The 16,504-nt window shown below is 70.5% G+C and carries 13 protein-coding genes and 1 pseudogene; 8 read left to right on the forward strand and 6 right to left on the reverse strand.

Annotated features, from left to right (window positions below):
• The first annotated feature begins 267 nt into the window (after nucleotides 1-267).
• Nucleotides 268-1,653 carry a UDP-N-acetylmuramoyl-tripeptide--D-alanyl-D-alanine ligase gene (locus tag ACZ6X9_RS29425; RefSeq protein ID WP_469781052.1) on the forward strand — a complete coding sequence of 462 codons (1,386 nt, stop codon included), beginning with the start codon at nucleotides 268-270 and terminating at the stop codon, nucleotides 1,651-1,653.
• A gap of 117 nt (nucleotides 1,654-1,770) precedes the next feature.
• Here ACZ6X9_RS29425 and ACZ6X9_RS29430 read toward each other — a convergent pair whose 3' ends face one another.
• Both ACZ6X9_RS29430 and ACZ6X9_RS29435 read right to left on the reverse strand, forming a co-directional pair.
• On the reverse strand, nucleotides 1,771-2,931 hold the full coding sequence (locus tag ACZ6X9_RS29430; protein ID WP_469781053.1) for a sensor histidine kinase: 1,161 nt from the start codon (nucleotides 2,929-2,931) through the stop codon (nucleotides 1,771-1,773).
• A complete protein-coding gene (locus ACZ6X9_RS29435) occupies nucleotides 2,906-3,601 on the reverse strand; it encodes a response regulator transcription factor (RefSeq protein ID WP_469781054.1) in 696 nt (231 codons plus the stop codon). Before ACZ6X9_RS29435 ends, ACZ6X9_RS29430 begins: the two co-directional genes overlap by 26 nt.
• Nucleotides 3,602-3,933: 332 nt before the next feature.
• On the opposite strand from ACZ6X9_RS29435, the gene ACZ6X9_RS29440 reads away from it, so the two are divergent.
• The 3 genes and pseudogenes from ACZ6X9_RS29440 to ACZ6X9_RS29450 form a co-directional block, all read left to right on the forward strand.
• Nucleotides 3,934-4,419, forward strand: coding sequence for a hypothetical protein (locus ACZ6X9_RS29440; RefSeq protein WP_469781055.1), 486 nt, complete (start codon nucleotides 3,934-3,936; stop codon nucleotides 4,417-4,419).
• A gap of 51 nt (nucleotides 4,420-4,470) precedes the next feature.
• Nucleotides 4,471-4,929: a hypothetical protein gene (locus ACZ6X9_RS29445; protein WP_469781056.1), complete on the forward strand. Its 459-nt coding sequence runs from the start codon at nucleotides 4,471-4,473 to the stop codon at nucleotides 4,927-4,929.
• A 155-nt stretch (nucleotides 4,930-5,084) separates the two neighbouring features.
• Nucleotides 5,085-5,753, forward strand: a pseudogene (locus ACZ6X9_RS29450) (transposase family protein); the annotation flags it as partial.
• Between the two features lie 331 nt (nucleotides 5,754-6,084).
• On the opposite strand, the gene ACZ6X9_RS29455 reads toward ACZ6X9_RS29450, so the two are convergent.
• Nucleotides 6,085-6,900 carry an SDR family NAD(P)-dependent oxidoreductase gene (locus ACZ6X9_RS29455; protein ID WP_469781057.1) on the reverse strand — a complete coding sequence of 272 codons (816 nt, stop codon included), beginning with the start codon at nucleotides 6,898-6,900 and terminating at the stop codon, nucleotides 6,085-6,087.
• A gap of 1,171 nt (nucleotides 6,901-8,071) precedes the next feature.
• On the opposite strand from ACZ6X9_RS29455, the gene ACZ6X9_RS29460 reads away from it, so the two are divergent.
• On the forward strand, nucleotides 8,072-8,650 hold the full coding sequence (locus ACZ6X9_RS29460; RefSeq protein ID WP_469781058.1) for a TetR/AcrR family transcriptional regulator: 579 nt from the start codon (nucleotides 8,072-8,074) through the stop codon (nucleotides 8,648-8,650).
• A 127-nt stretch (nucleotides 8,651-8,777) separates the two neighbouring features.
• Nucleotides 8,778-9,659: an alpha/beta fold hydrolase gene (locus tag ACZ6X9_RS29465; protein ID WP_469781059.1), complete on the forward strand. Its 882-nt coding sequence runs from the start codon at nucleotides 8,778-8,780 to the stop codon at nucleotides 9,657-9,659.
• A 1,422-nt stretch (nucleotides 9,660-11,081) separates the two neighbouring features.
• Here ACZ6X9_RS29465 and ACZ6X9_RS29470 read toward each other — a convergent pair.
• Entirely contained in the window at nucleotides 11,082-11,816 is a 735-nt protein-coding gene (locus ACZ6X9_RS29470; RefSeq protein ID WP_469781060.1) for a TetR/AcrR family transcriptional regulator, read from the reverse strand.
• A 112-nt stretch (nucleotides 11,817-11,928) separates the two neighbouring features.
• Here ACZ6X9_RS29470 and ACZ6X9_RS29475 point away from each other — a divergent pair, with 112 nt between their 5' ends.
• Together ACZ6X9_RS29475 and ACZ6X9_RS29480 are read left to right on the forward strand one after the other, a co-directional pair.
• The gene (locus ACZ6X9_RS29475; protein WP_469781206.1) at nucleotides 11,929-12,729 is read left to right on the forward strand and encodes a hypothetical protein; all 801 of its coding nucleotides are present in this window, start codon (nucleotides 11,929-11,931) and stop codon (nucleotides 12,727-12,729) included.
• A 937-nt stretch (nucleotides 12,730-13,666) separates the two neighbouring features.
• Nucleotides 13,667-13,954: a hypothetical protein gene (locus tag ACZ6X9_RS29480; protein ID WP_469781061.1), complete on the forward strand. Its 288-nt coding sequence runs from the start codon at nucleotides 13,667-13,669 to the stop codon at nucleotides 13,952-13,954.
• A 294-nt stretch (nucleotides 13,955-14,248) separates the two neighbouring features.
• Here the strand turns inward: ACZ6X9_RS29480 and ACZ6X9_RS29485 are convergent, their stop codons facing one another.
• Entirely contained in the window at nucleotides 14,249-14,824 is a 576-nt protein-coding gene (locus ACZ6X9_RS29485; RefSeq protein ID WP_469781062.1) for a transcriptional regulator, read from the reverse strand.
• Nucleotides 14,824-16,500 (reverse strand): helix-turn-helix domain-containing protein, encoded by a 1,677-nt coding sequence (locus ACZ6X9_RS29490; protein WP_469781063.1) that lies wholly within the window; start codon nucleotides 16,498-16,500, stop codon nucleotides 14,824-14,826. Before ACZ6X9_RS29490 ends, ACZ6X9_RS29485 begins: the two co-directional genes overlap by 1 nt.
• Nucleotides 16,501-16,504 lie beyond the last annotated feature (4 nt).

The raw sequence follows: 16,504 nt of genomic DNA on the forward strand, positions 1-16,504 counted from the left end.
GCTGTCGGAGAGCCTGGTCGACCCCACGAGCGAGCCGGCGCGGCCGCCCAGCCGCGGCCATGCTCTCCCGGGGTGTTGGTCGACAACATATCGTCCGCGTATCGAAAACCGCATACGTGCCGGCAACACCAGGTCCTCTTGGCTGGAAGGCATGTTCTCCAGCGAACCAACCTCTGCCATCCGCTGCCTTGCCGCCCCGCCCCCGATCGCCGCCACAGCGACCGGACGGCTGTCAACGCTCTTCATCGATCCGTGCGCGGTCCAGACATGATCCCGCTCAGCCTCGGCGAGATCGCCACAGCAGTGGGTGGAACAGTCGAGGGCGACGGCGCCGTGACAGTGACCGCCCCGGCCGTACTCGACAGCCGCCTGGCCGAGCCGGGCGGCCTCTTCGTCGCCTTCGCCGGCGAACACGCCGACGGCCACGACTACGCCGACCAGGCCGGCCGGGCCGGCGCGGTGGCCGTGCTCGGCTCCCGGCCCACGGCGCTGCCGACCGTCCTCGTCGAGGATGCCAAGTCCGCCTTGCAGGCGCTCGCCGCCCACGTCGTGGCACATCTGCGCGACCGGCTGACCGTCGTCGGAGTGACCGGATCCCGCGGCAAGACCAGCACCAAGGACCTGCTGGCGGCCGTCCTGTCGGGTTCCGCGCCGACGATCGCCACGATCGGCTCGCTCAACAACGAACTCGGCATGCCCCTCACCATGCTGCGTTCCACCGAGGACACCCGGTTTCTCGTCCTGGAGATGGGCATCCGCCGCATCGGTGACATCTCCCGACTCACCGGCCTGGTCGCACCCGACGTCGGGGTCGTCCTCAACGTCGGCCAGGCCCACCTCAGCCATCTCGGGTCACGCGAGGCGATCGCCCAGGCCAAAGGTGAGCTGGTGCAGGGTCTGGCGCCCGGCGGCACCGCGGTCCTGAACGCCGACGATCCCCGGGTGGCCGCGATGCGCTCGCTCACCGACCGCCCGGTGCTGACGTTCGGCCAGGCGGAACACGCCGACGTTCGCGTGCACGACGTGGTCCTTGACCGGCTCGCCCGGCCGTCCTTCACCCTGCGGACCGCCGCCGCCTGGGCACCGGTCACGCTGCCGCTCGCGGGCACTCACCAGGCCCTCAACGCGGCGGCCGCCGCGGCGGCGGGGCTGGCGGTCGGCGTCCCCCTCGAAGTGGCAGCGGCGGCGCTGCCCACGGTCTCGCTGTCGAAGCGGCGCCTGGAGCTACGCGACCTCGCCGGCGGCGCAAGGCTGCTCGACGACTCCTTCAACGCCGACCCCGACTCGACCCGTGCCGCCTTGGACACACTGGCGGCAATCGAGGGAAAGCGCCGCATCGCCGTCCTCGGCGAGATGCTCGAACTCGGCGACGACAGCGAGGCTCAGCACCACGCCATCGGGGAGTACGCCGCCTTCCGTGCCGACGTGGTGCTCGCGGTCGGCGCCCGGCCGCTCGCCGACGGTGCCAAGGAGCGGGCGGTGGCACTGGCCGACAACGCCGCGGCCATCGAGTGGCTGCGCGGTCGGCTCACCGCCGGCGATGTGGTGCTTCTCAAGGCCTCCCGCGGGGCGCGCCTCGACGAGGTCGCCACCGCGCTCACCTCCAAGCCCACCCGCGGTAGTTCCCTGCGATCCCAGCCTGGGCGTCGGTGAACAGTGAGCGGGCGTCGCCGATGGTGGCCCGCATCTCTGCCGGCGCCGTCCGGGCCGCGTTGCAGGACACGCCCGGTACGGCTACAGCGCCTCCGCCACAGCCGAGAGGGAGGTTCATCAGGCCCGCCCGCCCCCTGTCAGGCTCGCTCGGCCTCCTGCTTGGGTGCGCGCTGACGCGGCGGGCAGGTGCACCGTGACACGGAGCCCGCCGGCGGAGCGGGGGGCGAGGGTGAGGGTTCCGTCGTGTGCCTGGATGATGGACTTGACGATGGCCAGGCCGAGACCGACACCCGCGTGGCTGCTGTGTATGCGTTCGGTGCCGCGCTGGAACGGCTCGGCAAGGGTCGAGACCATCCGTGGGGTGAGCCTCTCGCCACTGTTCTCGACAGTGAGCACCACCGTATGGGGCCGGACGCTGGTATTCACCCATACGATGCCCTTTTCAGGCAGGTTGTGGCCGATCGCGTTGTGCAGAAGATTCGTCGTCATCTGCAGCAGGAGCGCAGGTGAGCCGATGGTGGTGCCCACGTCGCCGGAGGTTTCGATGGTGACGCCCTGCTTTTCCGCCAAGGGGAGGAGCGTTTCAGTGGCTTCTTCCGCCAGGAGGGACAGGTCGACGCGTTCCCTGGTGAACGACCGCTGGTCGGCCCGACTGAGCAGGAGCAACGCTTCAGTGAGATCGATGGCCCGGGTGTTGACCACGCGCAGGCGCTCGACCAGCTCACAGGTGTCACGGTCCGGATCGTTGCGGGCCGCGTCGAGAAGCGTCTGCGTGACCGCCAGCGGAGTGCGCAGTTCGTGAGAGGCATTGGCCGCGAATCGCTGCTGTCCGGCGACGTGGGCTTCAAGCCGCGCGAGCATGGCGTCGAAGGAGTCGGCGAGCTCGCGGAACTCGTCTCGGCGGCCCGGTAGACGGATCCGGTGGGAGAGCGGTCCGTCCCCCACCTTGCGTGTGGCATCGGTGATGTGTGTCAGCGGAGCGAGCATCCGGCCGGCCAGAATCCACCCGCCGACGAGACCGAACACCAGCAGGAACGCCAGCGCCAGGATTCCCGCCGGGACGAAGACGACCGGGCCGAAATTGCCCGGGTCGAAGACGCGCAGGAAGTCGGACCGATCGCGGACGTCCAGGCTGTTCGGCCTGCTCCGCAGAAGGAACAACCACACGGCGGCGAGCAGCAGGGCGCCCGCGATCACGAGGAACCCGGCGTAGCTGAGGGTGAACTTGAGGCGGACGCTCAGCCCTTGACGCCTATCCACGCACCGCTCCCCCGTCATCGGCGTCCGGTCCCGCGTCGATGCGGTAGCCGACCCCAGGCACGGTGGCGATCAGCCAGGGCTCGCCGAGGCGTTTACGCAGGGCCGAGACCGTGATGCGCACGGCATTGGTGAACGGATCGGCGTTCTCGTCCCACGCCCGCTCCAGCAACTCCTCCGCGCTGACGGCACCGCCTTCGGCAGCGACGAGGACTTCGAGCACAGCGAACTGCTTCCTGGTCAGCGCGATGTAGCGGCCCTCGCGGTAGACCTCGCGGCGGAACGGATCCACACGCAAGCCCGCGATCTCCCGCACAGGTGGCCTGTTGTGAGCTCGCCTGCGGTCAAGCGCTCTGAGCCTGAGCACGAGTTCGCGGAGTTCGAAGGGCTTGGTGAGGTAGTCGTCGGCGCCGATCTCGAACCCGGTGGCCTTGTCGTCGAGCAGGTCGGCAGCGGTCAGCATGAGGATGGGCATGCCGCTGCCGGAAGCGACGATGTGTTCGGCGATCTCGTCACCGCTGGGTCCGGGGATGTCCCGGTCGAGGACGGCGATGTCGTAAGCGTTGGTGCTCAGCAGCTCCAGAGCGGTATCACCATCACCGGCGGTGTCGGCCGCGATCGCTTCCAGGCGCAGCCCATCGCGGATGGCCTCTGCCATGTAGGGCTCGTCCTCGACGACTAGTACACGCATAGCCTGATGCTACGAGCCGACACGTATCGTCACTGTATCGAAAACGGGATACGGGCCGGCGGCATCGCACTCCCTTGGCCGAAGACATGAACGAGCCACACATACCGGCGGTGTAGTGCTTTGAGTGTTTGGTCGATGGGGAGGTCCGTGGTGCCGGCCGTCTCGGGGCGTCGTCGGCATGGCCTCGGGTTCGTGTCGTGGCCGCCTTGATGTGGAATTTGATGATGTCCGGAACGCGTCCAGTCTTTTGGCTACCAGCCGGTGCGCGGGTGACGTGTACGCATCACACTCGGTATGCCCGACGCCGCGCCGGGCATTGGGGAGGGAATGCAGTGCGTCTCCGTAAAGCCCTGACGACGGCCGCGGCCGTCGCGGCCACCACCTGCGCGTTCATCACCATGCCCACCGCGGCCCACGCCACCACCCAAGGCGGCGAGTGGTGCCGCGACTCGGTGTACACCGATGCCAACAAGGCCCAACTCCAGCCGTGCATCGGTATTGACCCGGGCGGGCACCTATATATTTCAGGCCATATGCTGCAAGGGCCGACATACTGCGACCATCGCGAATGCGGGCTGAAGCCGGCCAAGCTCTGGTTGCAGCTCAACCGGGTCGTCAACGGGCAGGTCCAGGGGGGCGGACCGAAATGGATCAACAACGTGTGGCTGGATGGCAGCCAGTCGTTCACCGTCAAGTTCGGCGGTGTGAACCCCGATCCGCCGCACGGTACCTGGTACAACGCTTCGATGGGCTACATCTTCGGCCCGGACGGCAAGTGGTACGACAACGTCCAGTCCAAGGTCATCTACTACGGATGAGTCACTGTCACGTCACGGCCACCGTTCCGTCCTGCCGTTGAGGAGAACCCTGTGAAGTTGCGGCTCTACGCTGCCGTCATCGCCGCCCTGGCAGCGACAACGGTGGCCCCGGCCCCCGCCGCGCACGCCAGCGACCACAACGGGCTGGCGTGCCGGGGCGGCTACAGCACCCCCGGTACCGCCCCGGCCCCCATCGACAAGAACGGCGTGCAACTCGATGCCTGCCTGGAGATCCAGAACAACCAGATCGTGGCAATGCGCGCCTACACCTTCACCACATCCGGGCACGCGGTCGAGTTGGTGCTGCGTCTCATGGAAGACCCGTGGAAATCCGGGCACCTGGTGCGGATCTCCTGGAACCGCTCCGGCCGGACGATCAATGGCAAGGACACGTACCGGTCGGCACTCGGTCCCGTCGAGCACGGGACCTACTACCTTGCGTCCGCCGGCTACATCCTGAACGGTGTCGAATACGACGACGTCCAGTCCCAGGTGCTCTGGCAGCCCTGACCCGAGCCGACCCCCTTTCCCCGCTGCATGACCTGCTGCATGCCGCGCAGTGGGGGCGCGGGCCCCCCTGATGGGCCATCGGCCGGCGCGGCCGATACGGCAGTGCCCCGGACGGCCGGTCACTGCCAACCCGCCACCCTCTTCCGGGGGTTGGCCGCCGTTGCAAGCTTCCGCCGCGCCAGCGTGCCCCGGTCGGCCTGGTGCACCCGTGCCGGCAGGGCACTCTCCCGCAGACCGCCGCCGGCTTCGGTATCGCCGTCGGCACCGCCCACGCGTACGCGACAGCCATCTTCGGCCTGCTCGCCGGCCGTGCGCCTGGGCTGCCGCGTGCCCTGCGCGGGGCCGGTCCCGACTGCGTCCTGCCGGACGGCACCCTGGCGGAGTGCGGCCGGACCGGCGACAGCCGGACCGGCCACTCCAGCTATCGCCGCCGATGCGGGGTGAACGTGCAAGTTGTGACCGACTCGGCCGGACGGCTGCTGTGGGTCTCGCCCCCCGCACTGCCCGGCCGGGCCCATGACCTGGCCGCGGCCCGCATCCACCGAATTATCCGGATCCGCGAACGTCAGGGCATCCCGGTCTTCGCCGACCGTGCCTGCCTGGGAGCCGGCCCGTGGGTGATCACATCCGTCAGACGCCCGTTGGGTGATGGACTGTCACCGGCCCAGCAGATCGTCAGCCGCGCGCTTTCCGCGGCACGGGCGCCGGTCGAGTGGGGTGTGGCCCGGCGGGAGTCCTGGCGGGTCTTCCGCAAAGCCGCCCGGTGCAGCTTGCATCGAGAGTCGGTGGTCGCCAGAGCGGTCCTCGCCTTGGAGCAGCGACACGGAACATGCTCGCTGCCCCGTCCGGGCAAGCGGAGAGCGGCTCCTGTCCTGGTGCGGCGTACGTTCGGCGCCGTCGCGCCCGACGTGTCGTGGTGGGGCGGCATGACGCAGATCGGCACTGGAGTGTCTCCCCAGGTTTTACGGGCGGAGCGGCTCGAGTGGCCGTTGGTCATGGGGCCATGCCGTCGGTGTCGAAGTGTCCGGTGGCGGGCACGGCTGCCTCTGGGGTTTTGTCCCGGCCCAGTCTCTTTGTGGGGCCTTGGCCCTGTCCTGGGGCCAAGGCCAAGCCAAGGCCCGCCGGCCCTGTGGAACGGGCCTGTCCGGTAGTCCGTTACCGGCGCGGGGTGCGCGCCTCGATCCGGTAGTCGAAGGCGACGCCGCTGACGCTGGATGTGGTCACCCCGCCGTCGACGGTGAGGACGGCCCCGTTGACGTAGGACGCGGCGGGCGACAGCAGCCAGTCGATCGCCTCGGCGACCTCCTCCGGCTCACCCGGCCGCATGGCGGGAGACAGCCGGGTCGCCTCCTCGTACCCCGCGTCGGCTCCGCCTGCCAGCCCCGCCTCCGCCGCGAATCGCGTCATCCGCCGGTCGGCCATCTCCGTCCGCACCCAGCCCGGGCACACCGCGTTGGCCCGCAGCCCCTGCGGCCCGTAGTCGACGGCGAGGGAGCGGCAGAGGTGGAGCAGACCCGCCTTGGACGTCGCATAGGCGGCGTTGCCGGCGCTGTTGCGGAGCGCGGCGACCGAGGCGACCGCGACCACCGCGCCGCGGGCGGCCAGCAGATGCGGCAGTGCGGCACGCAGCAGCAGGAACGGGCCGGTGAGGTTGGTCCGTATCAGCTCTTCCCAGTCCTCGACCGTGGTGTCGCCGACCGCGCCGGGCCGCCCGATTCCGGCGTTGAGCACCACACCGTCGAGTCTCCCGTAGGTCGTCACCGTCGTCTCGACGAGCTCGCGCACGGCCTCGGGGTCGGTGGTGTCGGAAGGGTGTGCCAGTGCTCCGGTCTTCTCGGCCACCTGGTGCAGCGGCTCGGGCCGCCGCCCGGAGATCACGACTTGGTGCCCGGCGGTGCGCAGCAGCCGGGCGGTGGCGGCCCCGATTCCCGTTCCTCCGCCCGTCACCAGGACAACACGCTGTTCCGACATGGTCGTTCGCCCTCCGAAGGTGGTCGGCTTCCCGTTCCCCGCACGGTGATCATACGAAGCGCCGGCGTCGCCGGGCCGAGCGGGTGCCGCTGCCGTCGGCATGTGGCCGGGTGCGGGGCGAGGGACGACTGCGGCGAAGGGCGCAGCGGCGTACATGGTGTTGAGAGGCTTGGTGGCGCGCTCGGGTTTGACGTGGAAACTTCCGCCGGCTGCTTTGGGTGTTGGGGCCGCGGACGTGCTTCAGTTGGGCTGCCGCCGCGGGGTGGCGGGGGCCTGGGAGACGATCGCGCCGAGAGGCCCGGTGTAGGTGGTGCCCGGCTCGGTCACGGCGCCGGGGAAAGGGCCCGGGCCGTGATGCAGGACGCTGACGTAAGTTCTGGGGCAGGAGCACACGGTCGCCGACTTCAAGTGTGCCCGGCCCCTTCCGGTGGAAGCCGTAGCCGTCGACGGTGACGGTCTGGTCGCCGTCGTCCTCGAAGGGGCGGCTCTGGCGTCGAGTTCATCGCGCCGGGTCCGTAGACGACACCACGGGCACGACCCGGTCGGGCCGGTGTTTCCCGCCGGCCACGGCAGCTTCTGCGGATCCTCCTTGATCCGGTTGATGTGCTGTGGGATGTCCGGGCTTCGTCGGCACCGGCACCCGCACCCGCTTCAGGGCCGCCCTCTCGTCCGCGCCGGAGTGGGCCGGGGTCTGGACCCGGGTGCGCCACCGCCGGTGAGCGGCGATCGTCATGCCGAGCGCGTGATGCAAACCCCGCCGTGCCGCCCTGGCATGCCGCCGCATGTCTTCCTGCTGTGCTTGACGGGAGCCGGGGCGAAAAGGGAACCGGGGCCATAGCAGCGTTCACGGCAGCCAACGACCGGCAAGCGACGACCGCGCGCCCCTGATCCGCACGGCCTGCACGGCTGCCCTCGGAGTCGGCACGAACAATGACCTGGCCTTTCGTCACGGCCGTCAGCGCCGATCCGTCGTCATGACGGTGGAAACCAGCAGGCCGTCAGGACTCCGCCACCGACATCTGGTTGACGGCTCTTTGCTGATACTTCTCTGCAGACCATCGTCGCCTGATTTGGTGTCACGTCACCGCTGCTTTGCGGCAGCCGGAGCGGCCGACGCGCCCGTTCGCCCTTCATTCTTGATCGGACGATCCAGAAACGTTACGGTAGATACATGGCGAGGACCCGGGAGTTCGACACCGAGGCGGTGGTGAGCCGCGCGATGGAGCTGTTCTGGACGCGCGGGTACGAGGCGACCTCGGTGCGCGACCTCACCCGGCACCTCGGGATCGGCCAGGGGTCCCTGTACGCGGCGTTCGGCGACAAGGACGGCCTGTACCGGGCGGCGCTGGAGCACTATCGCAGCACGTTCGCGGCGGCCGCCCTGAGCGGTCTCGAAGAGGGCGCGGACGCCCGCTCGGCGATCCGTGCGCTGCTGGTCGAGCGGATCAGGATCGCCGTCGAACACGACGGGCGGGGCTGCCTGTTGGTCAACGCCGTCACCGAGCGCCTGCCCGAGGACCGGCCGACCCGGCGCGTCGTACGGGATGTGCTCGCCGCCAACCAGGAGGCGCTCGCCGACCTGCTGCGCGCGGCCGCCGAGCGCGGCGAGATCTCGTCGCGGCACGACGCGTACACCCTGGCGGCCTTCCTCGTCACGTTCCTCAACGGTCTCCTCGTCTCCTCGAAGGTCACTCCGGATGCCCGCGTCCTGGAACCTCTCGTGGAGGTCGCGCTGACCACCCTCGACTGACTTTTTTCCGCCCGGAATCTGTATCGGCCGATCCAGATAGGGCATCGGACGATCCGGAGAAGTCGCCGAAACGGGCCGCGGGCGCGGCCGAGCGATACCGGGCACCCCACATTCGGAAGGCGGAACCATGATTGTCGACCATCACCAGGCGCCCGTCCGCACCGGGCGTGCCACCGTCAACGGGACGAGCCTGCACTACCGGACGGCCGGATCCGGCCCGGCGGTCGTGCTGCTGCACGGCGTGCCGAAGACCGGTTACCACTGGCGGCACCTCGTCCCCAAGCTGACACCGCACCACACCGTCGTCGTGCCCGACCTCCGCGGCCTCGGTGACTCCGCCCGTCCCGCGGACGGCTACGACTCCGCGACCATGAGCGACGACATCGCCGCGCTGATGGCCCACCTCGGGCACGACACCTACAGCGTGGCCGGAGAGGACTGGGGCGCCGTGACCGGCTACCAACTGGCCGCCCGGCACCGCGCTCACGTGCGCTGCCTGGTCTTCGCCGAAGCACTGTTCCCCGGTTTCGGCTTCGAGGACCACGCCGCGCTCACCCGCGAGAACGTCTCGGCCGGCACGCACTTCTGGCACCTGGGCTTCTACTTCCAGCCGGACGTGCCCGAGATGCTCATCGCCGGACACGAACGCGAACTGATCACCTACATGATCAAGAACGAGCGCAGCCACCCGGACACCGCCACCCCCGACGCCATCGAGGAGTACGTGCGCTGCTACTCCCTGCCCGGCGGCATCCGCGCCATGCTGTCGATCTACCGGGCCATGCTCGTCGACGCCGAGCAGAACCGGCAGGCGGCCCGCAGAAAGCTGGACATCCCCGTCCTGGCCCTCGGCGGTTCCGGTTTCCTCGGCGACCGCAACGAGTCCCAGATGCGGCTGTTCGCCCACCGGGTCACCGGCCACGTCTTCGACGCCGGGCACGACCTCGCCGAGGAGGTACCCGACGAAATGGCGGACGTCATGCTGCCCTTCCTGGCCGAGCACGCGTAGCCGAACGACCGGAGGGGCACCGGGCGCCGGCCCGCACGGCCCGTGTCCGATCGGGCCGATTCCGGATCTGCCGATGCGAAGCTGCGGCCGCGTGGCGGGTGGGTGGGTGGGTGGGAGCGAGGACCGGGGTCTGCCCGCTCCGGGTCGAGGGCTTTTGGCAGCGAGCCCTGTACGACGGAGCAGCATCGCCGCCGGCAGCATTACCGCCTGCGTCCGCGCCCACACCGTCGCCGGCCCCCGCCGGGGCCGGACGCCTGCGCCTTCAGACGATGGTCCACGGTTGCCCGACGGCCATCCGTCTGGTGGCCGCCGGTCTGCTCGTCCTCACCTCGGCCGTCGCCGTCCTGCTGATCGACCACGATCCCCGCACCAGTGCCACGGACGTCGATGCCGGCGACCGCCGCCCGGCCGTCGTCGGCCGAACCCTCGGGTGGCCCGGGCCACCCGAGGGGGGCGACGGGCACGAGGGTGAAGGCGGACGCGCGGGGGCCGCTGCCTTTCGATGCGGCCGGCCCGCCGCCCGCCGCAGTGCCGGTGCCGTGTGCCGTGTGGCGGGCGGCGGGGGCGGTGGTCAACCAGGTGGTGACGGCGTGGTCGGGGCGTCCAGGGCCCTGGAGTGGTGCGGCCGTCATTTCCTCTTTACCGCCGGCAGTGCGGGTGCGGTCGCAGTGGTCGCTGCTGCGGACCTCCGTCGGCACCACCGCTCTCGGGCCATGGACGAAGCCACCCTTCTCACCCCTGTCCCCGGCGTCGCTCGCGTTGTCGCCCGGGCCGGACGCCCTCTCCTTCCGGGCCGCTTGGCGGGAGCCTGTCGGGGTGGTGGTGCTGCGGGCGGCGCCCTTGCCGGTCTTGCCGCCGTCATCGGTGCCGGAGCCTTTCGCCTTGGCCGCCGGTGCCGGGACGCTCGTGGTGGCCGGAGGTGCCGCCCGTGCCGGACGGCTCTGCGCCGGTTCAGCAGCGGCTTGCCGGAACGTTCTCGGTCGCACCTCGGCCGGGGAGGGTGAGCGGCCGGTGAAACGGATGCAGGAGCGATATGTGAGCGCTCGCCTTTCGGGTGGCGCGCCGGTTTCATGCCGGGGAGGACTTTTCCGGTCTTGAGGACGTGCGTGGAGAGGGCGGGTGATCAGCCGGTGGAGTTTGGTGTCTTCGCCGGCAACGCCCGGCGCGGGGCCGCGGGTTCGCCGGGGCAGCGTTGCGTGGATCTGGTCGCGCTCTGGTGCGCTGGTCCCGCGTCGCGTTCAGCGGGGAGGTTTTGGCAGGGGCGGCCGGGCGGGCGGCGGGCCGGATGTGTGCGGGGGTTCTCGGGTACGCCGGGGGGCGGGGATGTGCCGGGGGCCGGGGATGTGGCTGATGCGGCTTGGTGAAGGGGCGGGCGGGGCCGGGCGGGGCAGCATGGTTGTCGCCGGTGAGGTGTTCGTCTTGTCAGAGGCGCTTTGTCGGTGGTCTTTCCGTTGTCGTCGGTGAGTTGGTGCGGTGTGAGTGTCCGTCGCTCCCTTTTTCATCCGGTGCTCCGGGCGGCGGTGTTTCGGAAGGTGGCCGGATCAGCGTTTTGATGGCGGCGCAGAGCAGGTCCAGGCTGCGGGTGAACTTGTCGTCCGGTCCGTGTGCGACGGCGGCGGCCGTCGTCCGGGGGAAGTTCTGGTGGAGGGCGGTGATGTCCTCGGCGGTGACCGGCGTCACGGGTGGGTCGCTTTGCTCTTGGAGCACATAACCGGTGACGTGACTGAGCAGGGTGTCGGCGGCGGTGCCGCAGTGCTGTGGGGGCACGCCGGCGTCGGCGAGGGTGGTGAGCAGCCGTTCCATCAGCGAGAGTGCGCCGGGACTGAGGGTTTTCGGGCTGCCGGCGAGCATGATCGCTCCACCGGGGTGTTGCCGGATGCTCTGCCTCAAGGCGGTCATCTGTGCCGTGACGTGTGCCGGCCAGCCTGCTTGCGGGGGAAGTCGGGCCAGGGCGGCGGTACCGGCCTGGTAGGCCTGTTCGGCCACCCGGTCGGCCATCAGATGGAGCAGTGCGGTCTTGCTGGGCACGTGGTAGTAGAGGCTGCCGGCGTGCACGTTGAGGTGGTCCGCAACCTGGCGCATGGAGAAGGCGTGGTAGCCGGTCCGGGCGAAGACCGCCATGCCCGCGTCGGTGATCAGGTCTGCGGTCAGTTTCACGGCGGCAGTCTAGCGATCCGCACCAGTTTTCAAACAGTGTTTGAAAGAGGTCCGGGGCGCGCTAATGTCATGGTCATCGCAATCGCACACGGTTCGAAGGGGGGTGGTGACGATGGGCATCGTGCTGTTCAACGTGACCACGGCGGCACTGATGGTGCTGATGTTCAACGGCGGTCTGGCCCTGCTCGGCCGGAGCACACTGGGCCGGCGGCGAATCCCCTGGGCCGGTGTCGGCCTGACCTTGCTCGCACTCGCCGGTGTGGCCCTCCAGCTTTGCTGGCCGGGGGCGATGGGCGCGCTCGACGCGGACCCGTCGAAATCCGGCTGGTGGCGCCCGGTCACCTCTGTCTTCATGCAAAACGGCGGCTTCGGCGGGGCGGCCTGGAACATCGCCACCCTCGCCGCCGTCGCGATCTTCGCCGACTGGTTCTGGGGCGCGCCGCTGGCACTCGGCCTGTTCACCGCAGGCATCCTGCTGCCCGAGCAGATCGACAAACTCTGGGGCCAGACCTCCCACAGCACCGACCCCCGCAATTTCGCCGGCAGTTCCGGTGCCACCTACTTCCTGGGCGCGACGCTGGCCGCGGCCCTGCTGCTGCGCGGCGGAGCCGATGAGAACCCGGACAGCGAGGTCGCCGGGAAGAGCCCCGGCGGCGAAAGCGCGGAGCGCGACCAGGCCGTCCGCAAGAACCGGCTGCTGGCCCTCGGCGTGCCGGTGCTGGGATTGGCGATGTGGTTCACGCAGGAGAACGGACACGGGCTGGTCGCCGGCTATGGCTTCGCCCTCGGCGCACTCGCCTGCGCCGCCTTGCACACCGTCCTGCATCCGGACCGCGACCTGCGACAGCCGCCGCGCACCACGGTCGCCTCGCTGACCGGGCTCATCGGCCGGCGACCTCGTAACGCGGGCTAACCGGCAGGCCCTCCCCCGCCGCCCTCTCCCCTTGATCGGGAGGGAGCGGGGCATGCCGGAAAGGCCGGAAAGTCTGTGCCGGGGAGTGCCGCAAGCCCGTGGAACAGGTGGCCACGATGCCGGGGCAACCGGCTGTGACGCGGCCCGTACGGTCGACCGTGCGCTGGGCGTGAGCGACGGACGTTCCGGCACTCCGGCGTGACGGTGTTCCGGCGTTCCGGCACCGCCTGCTGGCAGGCTCTCGGCTCGGCGCGTTCCTCGCCGCCCATCACGTCCCCGGTGCCGAGCTCGCCGTGTTCGCCGTGTTCGCTGTGTTCGCTGTGTTCGCTGTGTTCGCCGGCGGCGCGATTCGTGAGGTGGCCGCGGGCATCCTGCATACGGCACCGGTGTCGCGGTATCCCCATCCCCGGGCTCAGGATTCCGGCCGGCTCCATCAGCACAGGGTGCGCCTCCGTCTTGGGGGTGTTGCCCGGCGACGGCGGGAAGCCGGATTGCGGCGTGCCGGTGGTGGATGTCCTGCCGGTTTCGTGGTCGCCGATGCCGGTGCCAGGGCCGCCCCGGGGGGCATGCTGTGCCGGCTGCTCAGCCGCACCAGCGGCGTGGGGGGGAGCACGTCGGCGACAGTGGTGGGGGCGGCGATTGTCTGGCCCGTTTCATTGGGGGTGGGCGGATCGCCGGTCTGGCCGGCTGGTCCGGCGTCACCATCTCCAACGTCACCAGGCGTACTTCAGCGCCGCCTCCTGCGGTGTCCTGGCCACGGGTCGTGGGGGTGGTCGCGGGCCGTGGGGGTGGTCGCGGGCCGTGGGGGTGGTGGCCCTGGGGCGGAGCCGGGACCAGGCGCTCAAGGGGCTGTCCCGCTTGGGCCGGAGCGCGCTGTGACTTTGCCCGAGGGTGCTTTCGCGCCGGCATGGGGCATGCGGGCGAGCCAGCCTCCGGGGTGCAGACCATGCTGCCGTGTTCGGCCGGCCCGTACGGTGGGGTCGGCGCGGCCGGCGCCGAGGTGGCCCGGTTCGCATGCGCCTTCGCGGGCGGTGGCGTGGCACCGGGCGGTATCCGGGTGCTGCCGGCCGCCGTGGTCGACGTGATACCGGCCCGTGCGGTCGAGGGGGGGTCCGGGATGTCTCTTCTGTTTGCTCAGGGGCCGTACGTGACGGGCTTTCACCGAACCGGGGTGGCGCGAGGTCGTGGCCGGGCGCGGGTGCGCGGCTTCGCTGTCGTCGCATGATGTCCGGTTCGTGGTCGTGCGCGTCCCGGGAGGGGTGCAGGTGGGGTGCGCCGCGGGTGTCACGGAACAGTCCGGCCGTGTTGTACGTGATGCCTGGCAGCCGCAGTGTTTTTGTGGTTGAGGGGGGTTGCTCCGGCGCTTCGCCGGTCGCCGTGGCCGTACGGCGGACTCGATGGCCGGCCCGGCGCGCCTCGGTCGGCGGCCCGGGTGACGGCGTCCCCGCCGTGGTGGCACCTCTGGTGCGGGGGCGCGGGCTCGGGGTTTTAAGGTTCCGGGCCCTGCCGGAGCCGGTCTTTACGCGGCGAAGCCGACGTTGGTGACGTACTCGTACTGGCCCCACTGCGACCCCAGGTCCGGGAGCACGTCCGTCGTCCACGCGTCGTCCAGGCCCCGGTCGTCACCGGCCGCCCAGGACGCGACGATGCGGTCCCAGCGGCGTACGTTCATCGTCCGGTACTCCATCACGCGCTGCAAGGGGCGGGGAACCTGGGACTGGTTGAGGGGGTGGATCTCCACCCTCGTCCCGCGTCCGTCACGGTTGAGGCGTTTGAGGAGGTGCCGGGCGACGTTCTGCCGGCGCACCGCCCGGTACGCGGCGTCGATCCGCTCCAGGTTCGCCTTCGACGGCCGGCGCCTGCCCTCCAGCCACGCCTTCAAGGTCCGGTCGGTGACCGCCAGGCCGGCGTCGCGGGCGGCCTGACGGCTCTTGCCCGACGTGGTCAGGTAGTGCAGGCGCGCCATCAGGCCGCGCTTGGCGGTCACCGGGGTCGTGATGCCGCCCGCGAGTTCGTCGAGCCGGCGGGCCACGGCGTCACTGCCCCTGATGCCGCGGGCGCCGAACTTGCCGAAGTCGAGGTTCCTCTGCGGCACTACTCCTCCCCCTGCCCCTGCGTCGCGGTGTGCCCGGCGGTATCGGTTCCGGCGGTGTAGACGTCCTTGATCTTGACTTCGGTAACGCCGCGGCCCTCGGGGAAGACACGGCGCCAGTCGCCGATGACGTGGAGCTCGTCGGTGCCCATCGCCCGGACGACCGCCAGGCCCGCGTCGTGGGCTTTGAGGGCCTTGAGCCACAGGTTGGAGAAGGCCTGGGAGCGGATGATGTGCATCCAGTCCGGGCGGTACAGCTCCCGGTTGTAGTTCGACTCCCCCATGGTCGAGACGAACTTGGAGTACATCGCCTTCACATACTCCAGCGTCACCTCGTCGTCCTCGGCGATCGCGGTGTCCCGGGCGTCCTTCAAGGCGATGCGGAACTTCTCCAGAAGGTTCTCCGTGGCGCCGGAGGTGTAGGACTCGTGGATCTCGGGGGGTGCGCACAGGCCGTACGCGGGGCCGGACAGGCGCAGCAGCAGGCGCAGCGTCGGCTCGGTCACCCACAGCGGCCCCGGCTCGTCGCGCCGGCCGATCGGATTCGGCAGCACATCCTCGTGCTCCCATACGGGCGGGGTGATCAGGTGGACACCGGCGCGACGGCGGTCGTGGGGCAGGCCGGCGGAGTGTTCCAGTTGTCCGAGAGGGAGGTGGGTCTTGAGGGCGGAGAGGTAGGCGCCGTTGATGTCCAGCGCCGTCACCTCGTGCACACCGGGCGGCAGCTCGTGGCGGGTCCATTTGGGGCGCGCCTCCCAGATCTGGTCGGCGCCGCGGGCAGTCTGCTTCTTGAGGATGTCGGGGATCCAGGGGTGGGCGATCACGTCGTAGCGGGCGCCCTTGCGGGTCTCGTCCAGCAGGCGCATCGCGTCGGGGATCGCCCGCTTCAGCAGCACCGCGGTGGCCGCTTCGACGTCGCCGTGGTGCTCGGCGAGCGCGGCCTTGACCGCCTGGGTGATCAGGTCGGCGGAACCGGACGGCTCCTGGAAGGCGCGACGGGACGGGCCCTGGGAACGTTCAGAGGGACGCGCCGTCGTGCGCGGTGTGCGTGCCGCCGGTTTCCCGGCCGGGGCGCCTTCGCGCTGGGCGGGCGCTGCGACGGGCCGGGCGTGCGGCGCGGTGGGCGTGCCGGGCGCGGCAGTGGTGATCTGGCAGTCGGCCGGATGAAGGTGCTGGGCGAAACCCGCCACCCGGGTCCCGGCCGGATGCCCACACAGCACACACGGCTCAGGCGCGGCAAGGGTCTCCACCTCATCGCCGTCAGCGCCTTCTTCGGCGGGGGACCCCGCCTCGTCAGCGTCTTCTTCGGGCCCCGGGGAAGCGAAGGGAGCCGGAGGAGCATCACTCGCGGCAGGGGGCTGGTCCCCGGTCGGCTCAGCGGCAGACCCCGCGACGGGGGTAGCGCCAGTGGCAGTGGTGCCGGTGGTGGTGCCGGTGGTGGTGATTTTGGCGGCCAGTCCGTCCAGCAGATACGCGTACTTGGCGCGGGTCTCGCCGACCGGATCCCGGCCGCTCTCCCACCCGGCCACCGTGGACGGGCTCACCTCCAGTGCCCGGGCCACCTGCGCCTTGGACAACCGGGCCCCCTCCCGCAGCTCCCGGCGCCTGCCCGGCCCGGGGAGCTCGACCTGAGGGCCGACAGCGGCGAGCAGCGAGTCGATCGCGTCGAAATCACCCACCGGC

The sequence above is a fragment of the Streptomyces sp. NPDC052910 genome (assembly GCF_055585605.1).